We start from the raw sequence: 12,956 nt of genomic DNA, 5'->3' as shown, positions 1-12,956 counted from the left end.
TCGTTGCGCGCGCAACCGGATCAGTCGATGCCGAGCACGCGCTGCAACTGCGCATGGTCGACGCCGCTTTCCGCGAAATCGTCGAACGAACGCTCGGCGACGCGGATGATATGCCGCTTGATGAACTCCGCGCCTTCGCGCGCGCCATCGTGCGGGTGCTTCAACGCGCACTCCCATTCGAGCACGGCCCAGCCCGGGTAGTCGTACTGCGCCATCTTCGAGAAGATCGCGCCGAAGTCGACCTGCCCGTCGCCGAGCGAACGGAAGCGCCCGGCCCGCTCGACCCAGCCGCTGTAGCCGCCATACACACCCTGCCGCCCGCTCGGACGAAACTCCGCGTCCTTCACATGGAACGCCTTGATCCGCTCGTGATAGATGTCGATGAACTCGAGGTAGTCGAGTTGCTGCAGCACGTAGTGGCTCGGATCGAACAGGATATTCGCGCGCGGGTGGTCGTGCAGCGTCGCGAGAAAACGCTCGAACGTCACGCCGTCGTGCAGATCCTCGCCCGGATGCAGCTCGTAGCAGACGTCGACGCCCGCGGCGTCGAATGCATCGAGAATCGGCTTCCAGCGGCGCGCGAGTTCGTCGAAAGCCGTTTCGATCAGGCCCGCCGGACGCTGCGGCCACGGATAGATATAAGGCCACGCGAGCGCGCCGGAAAACGTCACGTGTGTATTGAAGCCGAGCCGCTGCGAGGCCTTCGCCGCGAGCATCATCTGTTCAATCGCCCATTCGGTGCGCGCCTGCGGATTGCCGCGCACCTGCGGCGCGGCAAAACCGTCGAACAGCTGGTCATAGGCCGGATGCACGGCCACGAGCTGGCCTTGCAGATGGCTCGCGAGTTCGGTCACGGTGACGCCCGCGTCGGCCGCCGTGCCGAGCCAGTCGTCGCAATAGGCCTGACTCGCCGCCGCCTGTTCGAGATCGATCAGTTGCGCCGCGACCGGCACCTGAATGCCTTTGAAACCGAGCCCCGCCGCCCATTGCGCGAGATGCGCGAGATTGTCGAACGGCGGGTCGGCGCCCATGAACTGCGCGAGATAGATCGCCGGTCCCTTGATGGTCTTCATCATGCGCCTCCGTCAGTGGTCGAATACGCGCGGCACAGCATGTCGTATGCCGCGCCGCGTGCTCGCGTCGCTCAGAACGGCGAGTCCGGGAAGTAGAACTGCTGCGCGTTTTCTTTCGTGATCAGCACCGACGGAATGATCGTCGTGGCCGGCAGCTTGTCGCCCTTCAGCCGCGCTTCGGCCGTCAGCTTGATCGCGTCATAGATGAACTTCGGCGAGTACGACACGTCCGCCCTGATCATCGGCGCCCCGTCCATCACGTTCTTCACCATGCCTTTCGAGCCCGCGCCGCCGAACACGATCTTGATGTCGGTGCGTTTGGCCTGATCGATCGCCTTCAGCACGCCGACGGCCATGTCGTCGTCGGAGGCCCATACCGCGTCGATGTGCTTGAAGCGCGTCAGATAATCCTGCATCACCTTGAACGCGTCGTCGCGGTTCCAGTTCGCGTACTTCGCATCGAGAATCCTGATGTTCGGATACTGCTTCATCACCGACGTGAACGCGGTCCAGCGCTCGTTGTCGAGCGTCGTCGGAATACCGCGCAGCGCGACGATGTCGCCCTTGCCGTCGAGCGCCTTCGCGAGATATTCGGCCGGGATCTTGCCGAACGCGGTGTTGTCCCCCGCCACGTACGCGTCCTGCGCGCTCGTGTCGGTCAGGCCGCGATCCACTACCGTCACGTACACGCCCTTCTTCTTCACCTGTGCAACGGGCTGCGTCAATGACGCAGACTCCTGCGGGAAAATAACCAGCGCGTTGATCTTGTTCACCGTCACGAGATCCTGCAGCTGGTTCGCCTGTTCAGGCGCGCTGGCCGCGGTCTTGACGATGATCTTCAGTCCCGGATGCGCTTTCTCGAGATCCGCTTTCGCCTTGTTCGCCCACCAGACGATGCCGCCCGTAAAGCCGTGATCCGCGGTCGGAATCGAGACGCCGAGCGTAACCGGGTCGGCAGCGCGTGCGGTGCCTGTCGTGGTCGCCAGCATCGAAAGCGCCAGCATGCCGGCGCCGACCGCGCGTATGACGTGTTTCATGATGTCTGTCTCCTTTGTGCGGGCGCGCCTGTCGATGCGCCCGGATTTCATTGTCGAACCACCGAAACGACTGATACGAACCGTAGTGCCTCAACCGGCCAGGCGGACCCGGCCACCTGAACCGGCTTCCCGCTGCCTCCCCTCCACCACCGCATTAACGCCGTCCGCGCTGCAAGAACGCCACGACGATAATCACGACGCCCTGCACCGCCGCGTTCAGATACACGCTGATGATGCTGGTCAGATTCAGAATATTGGCGATGACCGACAGCAGGATCGCGCCGATCACCGTCCCGATCACGCGGCCCTCGCCGCCCTTGAGCGCAGTGCCGCCGACCACCACCGCGGCGATCGCTTCGAGTTCCCATAGCAGGCCCGTGGTCGGCGTCGCCGAACCGAGCCGCGGCACGTACAGCACCGTCGCGACGCCGACGCATACGCCAAGCAGCATGTACGTGACGATCTTCACGGTATCGACGCGAATCGCCGCATAGCGCGCGACCTGCTCGTTCGAACCGATCGCCTGCACATGGCGGCCGAACGCCGTGCGATTGAGGATCAGCGCGCCGCCCGCCGCAACGACGAGAAACACCCAGATCGGCACGGGCACGCCAAGCAGACTCGCGTAATACACGGGCCCATACAGGTCGGACAGATTGTTATCGAGTGTCAGCGCGCCGCCGTCGGCAAGCCATGTGAGCACCGCGCGAAAAATGCCTAACGTGCCGAGCGTGACGATAAACGGCTCGATGCGCCCTTTCGTAATCAGCAGCCCATGCGCACAGCCGAACAGCGCACCGAGCACGAGCGCGCAGACAATGCCGATCGCCACGATCGCGAGCGGCGCCAGCGCGTGCGCCGCCGCGCTGCTCGCCAGCCCGTTCATGAGCCAGATCATGACGCCCGCGATCAGCGCGGCCATCGAGCCGACCGACAGATCGATGCCGCCCGAAATAATCACGAAGGTCATGCCGACCGCGATGATGCCGATAAACGACGTGCGTGTGAGCACGTTCATCATGTTGTCGACGGTCGCGAAGTCGCGGTTCAGCAGCGTGCCCGCGATGCACAGCGCGATCAGGCCCGCGAGCGGACCGAAGCCGTACAGCACGTGCACGACGCGCATGGCGCGCGGCGTCGGCGCGGCAGTGTCAGTGGGTGCCGGTCGCATGAGCGATCAACTCCTCTTCAGTCAGATGGTCGAGGCCGAGCGTCGCTTGCAGCTTGCCCGCGCGCATCACTGCGACGCGATGGCAAAGGCCGATCAGTTCGATCAGTTCGGACGAGATCACGATCACCGCGCGCCCTTCCGAGGCGAGCCGGTGAATCAGGAAATAGATGTCGCGCTTTGCGCCGATATCGACGCCGCGCGTCGGTTCGTCGAGCACGATCACATCGGGGTTCGGCTGCAGGAATTTCGCGAGCGCGAGCTTCTGCTGGTTGCCGCCCGACAGCATGCGCGCGCGGCTATTGGGGTCGCCGGTGCGAATGCCGAATTCGCGCACCGCTTCGGTCAGCGCGGCGCGGCCCGCTTTGACATCGAGCAGCGGATGCGTGTAGCGCTCGAGCGTCATCAGCGTCAGGTTGTCCTGCAGGCTCAGGTCCACATGCAGGCCCTTGCCCTTGCGGTCTTCGCTCAGATACGTGAGGCCGTGGCGCATCGCGTCGCGCGGGCTTTTCAGGTCCGCGCGGCGGCCGTCGATCTCGATGCGCCCCGCGCTGCGCTTGCGCAGTCCGATGATCGCCTCGAACGCTTCGGTGCGGCCCGCGCCGACGAGGCCCGCAAAGCCGAGCACTTCGCCCGCGCGCACCTCGAAGCTCAGGCTCTCGACCCAATCGGGCACGCTCAGGCCTTCGACGCGCAGCGCCACGCGCGCATCGGCCGCGACCGGCGTCTTGTCGGGGAACATATCGGACAGCTCGCGGCCGACCATCAGATTCGCCATCTGCTGCCGCGCAAGCGCCGCCGTGTCGCTGCGCGCGACGAAGCGGCCATCGCGCATCACGATCACTTCATCGGTGATGCGCTCGACTTCGTCGAGCTTGTGCGAGATATAGACGATCGTCACGCCGTCCGCCTTCAGCTTCGCCATCAGCGCGAACAGGCGCTCGGTCTCGGATGGCGTGAGCGTGGCGGTCGGCTCGTCCATGATCAGCAGACGCGCGCGCCGCGACAACGCCTTCGCGATCTCCACCATCTGCTTTTCGGCGACGATCAGATCGCGGACCTTCGTGTCCGGATGCTTCGCCAAGCCGACCTGCGCGAGATAGCGCTTCGCGTCGGCGCGCATCGCGGCGTCGTCGAGCAACAGGCCGCGGCGCTTCTCGTGACCGAGATACATGTTCTGCGCGATCGTCAGATGCTCGGCGAGATTGAACTCCTGGTGAATCAGCACGATGCCCGCCGCTTCCGCCGCGCGCGAGCTGTCGAACTGCTGCGGCGCGCCGTCGACGAGCACCGCGCCCGAGCTCGCGCGCTCGTAGCCGGCGAGAATTTTCATCAGCGTCGACTTGCCCGCGCCGTTCTCGCCGAGCAGCCCATAGATGCGCCCCGGCGCAAGCTCGAAACTCACGCCGTGCAGCACGCGCACCGGGCCGAAGTCTTTGCGGATGTCGTCGAAGCGGACGGCGAGACTCATCGCGATGGCGCTCCCCGGTTGCGCATCATGTGCTGCCTCGCACGACGAGCCGATGCGGCAGCAACACGCCCGGCACCGTCGCGCCGCGATTGGCGAGGCGCTTGAGCAGGAGCCGCGCGGCCGTTTCGCCGAGTTCGCGCATCGGCTGCGAGATCGTCGTCAGCGGCGGATCGATTTGCGCGGCGAGCGAAATGTCGTCGAAGCCGACCACGGCGACGTCGTGCGGCACGCGCTTGCCGACGCGGCGCAAGCCGTTGATCACGCCGATCGCGAGCGTGTCCGAGATCGTGAAGATCGCGCTCGGCGCATCGGGTTGCGCCATCAGCATCGCAGCCGCCGAGGCACCGGCCTCGTAGTCGAGACTATTCAGATCCATGCGCCAGCGCGGGTCCGGCACGAGGCCCGCGTTGTGCATCGCGTCCATATAGCCGCGCTCGCGCTGTTGCGCATACAGGTAGCCGTCGCCCGAATTGATGAAGGCGATGCGCGTGTGGCCGCGCGAGAGCAGATGCAGCACCGCGTCGCCGGCCGCGCGGTAGTTGTCGATGCCGACGTAGGGCACGCCGACGTCGGCATCGAATTCGCAGCACGCGACCCACGGCAGCGTGGTCATTTCTTCGGACAGCGCCTGCTGCGCGGCGGCCGGATCGAGGCAGATCGCGCCATCCGCGCGGCGCCGCCGCAGCATGTCGAAGTAACTGCGCTCGCGGCCCAGGTCCGCGCCCGTATCGCACAACAGCATGAAATAGCCATGCTGGCGCGCGATGCTGTCGATGCCGCGCACGATTTCCGCGTAAAACGGATTGCCGAAGTTCGGCACCATCGTCAACAATAAGCGGCTTTCCGCGGTGCGCAGGTTGCGCGCGAGTTCGTTGACGCGATAGCCGCTCTGCTCGATCGCCGCAAGCACGCGCTCGCGCGTCTCGGCGCGCACGTTCGAATGGCCGTTCAGCACGCGCGACACGGTCGCGACCGACACGCCGGCCTGCTCGGCGACGTCGTCGATCGAGATGTCCTTCGCCGCGCTAAACGTCTCGCGCGCTCGGGCCGCAGACAGCGACGCGGCCTTCCGCTTCTGCCCGTGCGCGGATGCCGACCCGGCGGGCGAACTCGATGGCGATCCGTCGCCGGGATCGCCCGGGTCGAGCGGATCATGCGGGCCGTGCGGCAGCGGTCTTGACACGAAATGGCCTCCTCGCGATGTAATCGATTACATTCTATCCATATATTCTTGTTCGGGTACCGCCAAACCGCAAGGACGACGGTGTAGGGATTTATACCGACCCGGTTTGGTACAATCGCGACGTTCTCCCGCAGCGGTCTCCCGTGTCCGTGCACTGCCGACGGTGCGCCGGGCCGGACGAGTCCGGTGCGCTGGCATTCCAACCACATACGCAGAACGAACCCATCATGAATATCGAGCAAGCGCGCTTCAACATGATCGAACAGCAGATTCGCCCCTGGGAAGTGCTCGACCAGGACGTGTTGAATCTGCTCTCGATCGTGAAGCGTGAGAACTTCGTCCCCGCCGCGTACCGCGAACTGGCCTTCGCCGACCTCGAACTCCCGCTGCCCGCGGGCCAGCACATGCTGGCGCCGCGCGTCGAAGCGCGCGTGCTGCAGGAACTGTCCGTGAAGAAGCACGAGAGCGTGCTCGAAATCGGCGCCGGCTCCGGCTATATGGCCGCGCTGCTCGCGCACCGCAGCCAGCACGTGCTGACCGTGGACATCGAGCCGGAACTGGCCGAGCTCGCAAAAGCGAATCTCGCCGCGAACGGCGTGCTCAACGCGGAAGTCGCGACCGGCGACGCCGCGCGCGGCTGGCCGTCGGCGGCGCCGTACGACGTGATCTGCGTGTCGGGCGGCCTGCCCGTGCTGCCGCAGGAGATGCTCGAGCAATTGAAGGTCGGCGGACGCCTCGCGGCTTTTGTCGGCTCGCTGCCGGTCATGAAGGCTCAGATCATCACGCGCGTCGACGAAAAGCAGTTCCGCGTCGCCGACGTGTTCGAGACCTACGTCGAGCCGCTCGCGAACGCGGTACACCCGCCGCGCTTCAGGTTCTAAACGGCGGCCGCTCGCCGATCCGTCCGTACCACGTGTAGTCGAACCCACAGGATTCACCGATGCAAAACCTGTCTGCCCCCGCTCTTGCCGAATGGCTCGCCGATACATCGCGCACCGCGCCCGTGGTGCTCGACGTGCGCGAACCGTGGGAAATCGAAACGGCAAAGATCGCCGGCAGCGTGTCGATTCCGATGCGCGAGATTCCGACGCGCAGCGAGGAACTCGACGACGAAGCGCCCGTCGTCTGTGTCTGCCATCACGGCGCGCGCAGCGCGCAGGTCGCGATGTTCCTCGAATCGCGCGGCCATACGAAGGTGTTCAATCTGCAAGGCGGCATCGATGCGTGGTCGCGGCAGGTGGATCCGTCGGTTCCGACCTATTGAGCTTGCGGGTTCGTGGATGTGAGAAGCGCCGGCCGTGGGCCGGCGCTTTTTTTGCTCTCGCATTTCTCTCTTTGCATTTCGCTCTTTGCGCTGGCCGCCGCGCCTGCGCATTCTCACGTTGCACTCGCCTGTCTTCCTCGCGCTTCATCTGATGCCTTTTCCGCGCATCGATTCTGAAATTTCGTAAGCCATCCTGATGTGTTCGTCTGGCACCATGCTTCGACCTTTTTCCGGAGCATGACCTGTGAGCCGATGTTCATCGATCGCGGCCGGCGCATTCGCCGCGCTGCTGTTGTTCCCCACCGTGTCGCATGCGACGTTGGGCGGCAAGCCGAGCCAGACCGCCTCGAACGCAGCCGGCAAGCCGCTGTTGCGCGGCGCCGCGCAAGCGGCTGCTTCGAATCCGTCCTGGACGCTGCACAGCACGAGTACGGCTGACGGTGTCACGGTGCATGAATACGCGTCGCTCGACGGCATCGTATTCGCGGTGACGTGGAGCGGACCCGTGCGCCCCGATATGACTGCGCTGCTCGGCAGCTACTTCCCGAATGTCGCATCGGCCGCCCGGCGCGCACCGCGCGGCACGAGTCCGCTCGTCGAGCGTAGCGGGGATTTGCAGATCGAGTCGATCGGACATCAAGGACGGTTTATCGGCAAGGCGTGGCTGCCGCGGCTCGTGCCGGCGCGCGTCGATATGGGCGATCTGGAGTGAGGGCAATCATGTTCGAGACGAGGAACTACGCGACGATGGGCGGATCGCGATTGGGCAAGGCGCTGTGCGCGGCAACGCTCGCAGCGGCGTTATCCGCCTGCGGCGGCGAGGACAGCACGGCGCTGGATTCGCAGTCGTGGCTCGGCAAGGCGGCCGAGCCGTCGAAAAGCCCGACCGTTGCCAATACAACCAGTGGCGGGAAGGCGAACGGGGCTACTGGCGCAAGTGGCGCGCCAAGGGGGAATGGGGCTTCCGGGGGTGCTGTGGTTGACGGTGGTTCTTCCGGCGGTGGTTCTTCCGGCGGTGGTTCTTCCAGCGGCGGCTCTTCCGGTGGTGACTCTTCCGGCGGCGGCTCTTCCGGCGGTGGCTCTTCCGGCGGTGGCTCTTCCGGCGGCGGCTCTTCCGGCGGTAGCTCTTCCGGCGGTAGCTCTTCCGGCGGTAGCTCTTCCGGCGGTAGCTCTTCCGGCGGTAGCTCTTCCGGCGGTAGCTCTTCCAGCGACGACACCCCCACCGCCCCGCCGAACATTGCATCGATCACGATCGACAACACACTCGGCGCAACCGTGAACCAGCCCTACGTCACGGTAAAACTGTGCCCACCGAACGCGCCAACCGATGCCGCCTGCTCCACCGTCGACCACATGCTGCTCGACACCGGCTCGATCGGCGTGCGCGTCTTCGCGAGCGCGCTCGGCTCGTCGCAGGCCTCGCGCCTGCCGCAACAAACGGGTGCATCGAACGACACAAGCGGCAACGCGCCGCTCGCGCAATGCGCGCTGTTCGGCTCCGGCTACCTATGGGGCGCGCTGCGTCGCGCGGACGTGACGATCGGCGGCATGACCGCGCGCGACATCCCCGTGCAGATCGTCGGCGACGATGCCTACGGATCGACGCCCGCCGACTGCGTGTCACGCGGCGTCGCGGACCTCGGCACGGTCGATGCGCTCGGCGCAAAGGGCGTGGTCGGCATCGGCCATCGCGCACGCGATTTCCCGCAGGCCGCGCAGACCGCGCTCGCCGCGACCTACTATTACTGTGCCGGCGCCACGTCGTGCACGGCCGCGCGCGTACCGCTCGAGCAGCAGACCATGAATCCGGTCGCCGCCTTCGCCACCGACAACAACGGCACGATCATCCGCCTGCCCGCGCTGCCGCCCGACGGACAGGCAAGCGCAGCCGGCGAGCTGATTTTCGGCGTCGGCACACGGTCGAACAACGCATTGCCCGCCAACCCGACCATCCTCGCCGTCAGCGATCAAGGGACACTGACGACGATGTACGCGAGCCGCTCGGTACCGGCCATCGTCGACAGCGGCACGAACGGGTTGATGTTCCGCGACACGTCGATCCCGACCGGCGTCAACAACTGGTTCGCGCCGCAGAACACGCTGAGTCTCAGCGCGACGATGATGTCGACCGTCGGCCTGCAGGCGACGGTGCCATTCTCGATCGCCGATGCCGAGCGGCTCTTCGAATCGCACTACGCCGCGTATGACAGTCTCGGCGCGCTATCGCTGTCGTCGAACATGTTCGTGTGGGGCTTGCCTTTCTATTACGGTCGCAGTGTCTATACAGTATTGAGCGGCACTCAGGCAGGCGACAGAACCGGACCGTTCGTCGCATTCTGAAGCGCCCAGGCCTCAACACCCCAGAATGAAACACGGCGGCGCGGACCGGGCGGCACACCATGCCGCCGCGGCCCGCGCCGCCGCCTTTACCGCACCGCCCGATTCTCCTTCAGTCGACTTCGTTCAATGCCTCGCCGACTGTTTTGAAGATCTCCGCAAGCTGTTCCTCGTCGGCAATGAACGGCGGCGAAAACTCGAGGATGTCGCCGGCGGGACGCACGAGCACGCCCTTCTGGAAACACCGCACGAACGTTTCGTAGCCGCGCGCGCCCGGCGCGCCATCGCGCGGCGCGAGCTCGACGCCGCCGATCAGCCCGAGGTTGCGGATGTCGATCACATGCCGCGAGCCGCGCAGCGAATGAATCGCGGCCTCGAACACGGGCGCGAGCTTCGCGGACCGCGCGAACAGCTGCTCGCGCTCATACAGATCGATCGTGGCGCACGCGGCGGCTGTCGCAATCGGGTGCCCCGAGTACGTGTACCCGTGAAACAGCTCGATGCCCGCGGGCGCGCTGTTGACGATCGCATCGTGAATCCGCGTGCTCGCAGCGACCGCGCCCAACGGCGCCGCGGCATTGTTGGTGCCCTTCGCCATCGTCAACAGGTCCGGCGTGACCTTGAAGTACTGCGCGGCGAACGGCGTGCCGAGGCGGCCCCAACCGGTGATCACTTCATCGAAAATCAGCAGGATGCCGTGCTTGTCGCAGATCTCGCGCAAACGCTCGAGATAGCCTTGCGGCGGCACCAGCACGCCGGTCGACCCGGCCACGGGCTCGACGATGACGGCGGCGATCGTCGATGCATCGTGCAGCGTGACGAGACGCTCGAGTTCATCGGCCAGATGCGCGCCCCACTTGGGCTGCCCTTTCGAAAATGCCGCTTCCTTGATGTTCAGCGTATGCGGCAGATAGTCGACCGCCGGCAGCATCGCGCCCGAATACGCTTTGCGGTTGGCCGGAACGCCGCCCACCGACGTGCCGCCGAAGTTCACGCCGTGATAGCCGCGCTCGCGGCTGATAAAGCGCGTGCGTTGCCCTTCGCCGCGCGCGCGATGGTAGGCAAGCGCGATCTTGAGCGCCGTATCGACGGCCTCCGATCCGGAGTTGCCGAAGAAAATGTGCTTGAGGTCGCCGGGCGTGTGCTTCGCGATCTTCGTCGCCGCTTCGAAGGCTTTCGGGTGGCCCATCTGGAAGGTCGGCGCGAAGTCCATCTCGGCCGCCTGCTCCTGCACCGCCGCGACGATCTCGTCGCGGCAATGGCCCGCGTTCACGCACCACAGCCCTGCCGTGCCGTCGAGGATGCGCCGTCCGTCATGCGACGTGTAGTACATCCCCTTCGCTTTCGAAAGCAGCCGCGGCGCGCTCTTGTACTGCCGGTTCGCGGTGAACGGCATCCAGAACGCGGACAGGTCGAGCATGTTGGCAGCGCGGTCATTCATCTTGCGTCTCCAGGTCTTCAGTGGGTTGGTTAATGGCGATTCGGTGATTCGGCGATTCGGTGATTCGTTGGCGATTGACCGGCGATCGACCGGCGATCGATGGTCGGCAGGTGGTCGATCGCAGTTTCCCGGCCGCAGTCTTTCAGTGTATGCAGCCGCGCGCCGGTGCACAACCAGTGCGCAACCTCACGGCAGCCGCGCACCGAACGTGCGCACCCGCCTCGCGCGTCGTGCGCACGTCATCGCGCATGTGCTTCGTTGCGGCGCGACACGCACCGCGAAGAGGCGCGTCGTGCACGCATGCACCGCTTTGGCCCTCGTTACGCATGGAAAGCTTGCGCGGCCGGCCTACCGGAACCCGCCTTGCAGCGCGCATGTTAGCCGCTCCGTGCTGCTTTGCAACGATTGGCATGTGCCTTGCAGTAATCAACGCGGCCAGTCATGCACTACGCAACCATCTGCCGGTCCGCCATTCGACCGGCCGCCGCAATAGCCACGCGGCGCGAGCCGCAAGAACCAACAACACACTCAACATCAAAGGCAAGGGGTAGCACATGAAACGTCGCAGTCTTCTGAAGCTCGGTTCGATGTCGGGCGCGCTCGCGCTCGCGGGCAAGGTGCCGTTCGCCAACGCGCAGTCGAACAGCGGGCCGATCAAGGTCGGCATTCTGCACTCGCTGTCCGGCACGATGGCGATTTCGGAGACGTCGCTCAAGGACACCGCGTTGATGACGATCTCCGACATCAACAAGAACGGCGGCGTGATGGGCCGGCAAATCCAGCCCGTGGTCGTCGACCCGGCGTCGAACTGGCCGCTCTTCGCCGAAAAGGCCCGCCAGCTGCTGACCCAGGACAAGGTGGCCTGCGTATTCGGATGCTGGACATCGGTGTCGCGCAAGTCCGTGCTGCCCGTGTTCGAGGAACTGAACGGGCTGCTCTACTACCCGGTGCAGTACGAAGGCGAAGAGATGTCGCGCAACGTGTTCTATACGGGCGCGGCGCCGAACCAGCAGGCGATCCCGGCGGTCGAGTACCTGATGAGCAGCGAAGGCGGCGGCGCGAAGCGTTTCTTCCTGCTCGGCACCGACTACGTCTACCCGCGTACGACGAACAAGATCCTGCGCGCGTTCCTGCATTCGAAGGGTGTGCAGGATGCCGACATCCAGGAGGTCTACACGCCGTTCGGCCACAGCGACTATCAGACGATCGTCGCGAACATCAAGACGTTCTCGCAAGGCGGCAAGACCACGGTCGTCTCGACCATCAACGGCGATTCGAACGTGCCGTTCTACAAGGAACTCGGCAACCAGGGCATCAAGGCGACCGACGTCCCCGTCGTCGCGTTCTCGGTCGGCGAGGAAGAGCTGCGCGGCATCGACACGAAGCCGCTCGTCGGGCACCTGGCCGCGTGGAATTACTTCATGTCGGTGAAAGGACCGAACAACACGGCGTTCAAGGAAGAGTTCGCCTCGTATGTGAAGGCGCAAAGCCTGCCGGGCGGTTCGAAGCGCGTGACGAACGACCCGATGGAAGCGACTTTCGTCGGCATCCATATGTGGAAGCAGGCCGTCGAGAAAGCGAAGAGCACCGACGTCGACAAGGTGCGCGTCGCGATGATAGGCCAGAAGTTCGCGGCGCCGTCGGGCTTCACGCTCGAGATGGACGGCAACCACCATCTGCACAAGCCCGTGATGATCGGCGAAATTCGCGGCGACGGGCAGTTCAACGTGGTCTGGAAGACAAAGACCGCGATTCGCGCGCAGCCGTGGAGCCCGTATATCGCCGGCAACGAGCACAAGCCCGACGTGGTCAGTTCGATTCCGTCGTTCCTGCGGCGCTCGCGCGCGGCGTAAGCAGGCGGCGCGCCCGAGCGCGTCGAACGCTTCGCCTCGGGCCCGGATTCGAACGCAATGAGTCGACAGTCGTCCGTCGATCGAAGCCGGGCTCGATCTGTAGCACGCGGCATCGGACGCATCATCCGA

General features: G+C 65.3%; 12 protein-coding genes. 5 read left to right on the top strand and 7 right to left on the bottom strand.

Annotated features, from left to right (window positions below):
* Positions 1-20: 20 nt before the first annotated feature.
* The 5 genes from BTO02_RS07410 to BTO02_RS07390 all read right to left on the bottom strand — a co-directional run bounded on the left by BTO02_RS07410 (position 21) and on the right by BTO02_RS07390 (position 5,806).
* Complete coding sequence (locus tag BTO02_RS07410; protein ID WP_075158673.1) at positions 21-1,073, bottom strand: sugar phosphate isomerase/epimerase family protein; 1,053 nt, start codon at positions 1,071-1,073, stop codon at positions 21-23.
* 71 nt (positions 1,074-1,144) lie between these two features.
* Positions 1,145-2,110, bottom strand: coding sequence for a substrate-binding domain-containing protein (locus BTO02_RS07405; RefSeq protein WP_075158672.1), 966 nt, complete (start codon positions 2,108-2,110; stop codon positions 1,145-1,147).
* A 154-nt stretch (positions 2,111-2,264) separates the two neighbouring features.
* Entirely contained in the window at positions 2,265-3,281 is a 1,017-nt protein-coding gene (locus BTO02_RS07400) for an ABC transporter permease (RefSeq protein WP_075156496.1), read from the bottom strand.
* On the bottom strand, positions 3,262-4,749 hold the full coding sequence (locus tag BTO02_RS07395) for a sugar ABC transporter ATP-binding protein (protein ID WP_075156495.1): 1,488 nt from the start codon (positions 4,747-4,749) through the stop codon (positions 3,262-3,264). The genes BTO02_RS07400 and BTO02_RS07395 overlap by 20 nt, the downstream gene beginning before the upstream one ends.
* Positions 4,750-4,774: 25 nt before the next feature.
* Positions 4,775-5,806 carry a LacI family DNA-binding transcriptional regulator gene (locus BTO02_RS07390; protein ID WP_075158671.1) on the bottom strand — a complete coding sequence of 344 codons (1,032 nt, stop codon included), beginning with the start codon at positions 5,804-5,806 and terminating at the stop codon, positions 4,775-4,777.
* Positions 5,807-6,159: 353 nt separating this feature from the next.
* On the opposite strand from BTO02_RS07390, the gene BTO02_RS07385 reads away from it, so the two are divergent.
* The 3 genes from BTO02_RS07385 to BTO02_RS07375 all read left to right on the top strand — a co-directional run bounded on the left by BTO02_RS07385 (position 6,160) and on the right by BTO02_RS07375 (position 7,908).
* Positions 6,160-6,813, top strand: a complete 654-nt coding sequence (locus BTO02_RS07385) for a protein-L-isoaspartate O-methyltransferase family protein (protein ID WP_075156494.1) — start codon at positions 6,160-6,162, stop codon at positions 6,811-6,813.
* A 59-nt stretch (positions 6,814-6,872) separates the two neighbouring features.
* Entirely contained in the window at positions 6,873-7,196 is a 324-nt protein-coding gene (locus BTO02_RS07380) for a rhodanese-like domain-containing protein (RefSeq protein ID WP_075156493.1), read from the top strand.
* Between the two features lie 244 nt (positions 7,197-7,440).
* Entirely contained in the window at positions 7,441-7,908 is a 468-nt protein-coding gene (locus BTO02_RS07375) for a DUF2844 domain-containing protein (protein ID WP_232243481.1), read from the top strand.
* Between the two features lie 25 nt (positions 7,909-7,933).
* Here the strand turns inward: BTO02_RS07375 and BTO02_RS35045 are convergent, their stop codons facing one another.
* Positions 7,934-8,455 (bottom strand): hypothetical protein, encoded by a 522-nt coding sequence (locus BTO02_RS35045; protein ID WP_232243480.1) that lies wholly within the window; start codon positions 8,453-8,455, stop codon positions 7,934-7,936.
* A gap of 16 nt (positions 8,456-8,471) precedes the next feature.
* On the opposite strand from BTO02_RS35045, the gene BTO02_RS07370 reads away from it, so the two are divergent.
* Positions 8,472-9,536 carry a DUF3443 family protein gene (locus BTO02_RS07370; RefSeq protein ID WP_232243479.1) on the top strand — a complete coding sequence of 355 codons (1,065 nt, stop codon included), beginning with the start codon at positions 8,472-8,474 and terminating at the stop codon, positions 9,534-9,536.
* A gap of 109 nt (positions 9,537-9,645) precedes the next feature.
* Here the strand turns inward: BTO02_RS07370 and BTO02_RS07365 are convergent, their stop codons facing one another.
* The gene (locus BTO02_RS07365) at positions 9,646-10,974 is read right to left on the bottom strand and encodes an aspartate aminotransferase family protein (RefSeq protein ID WP_075156492.1); all 1,329 of its coding nucleotides are present in this window, start codon (positions 10,972-10,974) and stop codon (positions 9,646-9,648) included.
* 554 nt (positions 10,975-11,528) lie between these two features.
* Between BTO02_RS07365 and urtA the strand changes: the two genes are divergently transcribed.
* Positions 11,529-12,827: an urea ABC transporter substrate-binding protein gene (gene urtA, locus BTO02_RS07360; RefSeq protein ID WP_075156491.1), complete on the top strand. Its 1,299-nt coding sequence runs from the start codon at positions 11,529-11,531 to the stop codon at positions 12,825-12,827.
* Positions 12,828-12,956 lie beyond the last annotated feature (129 nt).

The sequence above is a fragment of the Paraburkholderia sp. SOS3 genome (assembly GCF_001922345.1).
Lineage (GTDB): Bacteria > Pseudomonadota > Gammaproteobacteria > Burkholderiales > Burkholderiaceae > Paraburkholderia.
The sequence above is the reverse complement of the archived record's forward strand: the minus strand, read 5'-3'. Positions and strand labels throughout refer to the sequence as shown.

Excerpts from the sequence above, each read along its gene's own strand:
- BTO02_RS07365 (WP_075156492.1), bottom strand. The coding sequence starts at position 10,974 with ATGAATGACCGCGCTGCCAACATGCTCGACCTGTCCGCGTTCTGGATG.
- BTO02_RS07405 (WP_075158672.1), bottom strand. The coding sequence starts at position 2,110 with ATGAAACACGTCATACGCGCGGTCGGCGCCGGCATGCTGGCGCTTTCG.
- BTO02_RS07410 (WP_075158673.1), bottom strand. The coding sequence starts at position 1,073 with ATGAAGACCATCAAGGGACCGGCGATCTATCTCGCGCAGTTCATGGGC.
- BTO02_RS07395 (WP_075156495.1), bottom strand. The coding sequence starts at position 4,749 with ATGAGTCTCGCCGTCCGCTTCGACGACATCCGCAAAGACTTCGGCCCG.
- BTO02_RS07385 (WP_075156494.1), top strand. The coding sequence starts at position 6,160 with ATGAATATCGAGCAAGCGCGCTTCAACATGATCGAACAGCAGATTCGC.
- BTO02_RS07380 (WP_075156493.1), top strand. The coding sequence starts at position 6,873 with ATGCAAAACCTGTCTGCCCCCGCTCTTGCCGAATGGCTCGCCGATACA.
- urtA (WP_075156491.1), top strand. The coding sequence starts at position 11,529 with ATGAAACGTCGCAGTCTTCTGAAGCTCGGTTCGATGTCGGGCGCGCTC.
- BTO02_RS07400 (WP_075156496.1), bottom strand. The coding sequence starts at position 3,281 with ATGCGACCGGCACCCACTGACACTGCCGCGCCGACGCCGCGCGCCATG.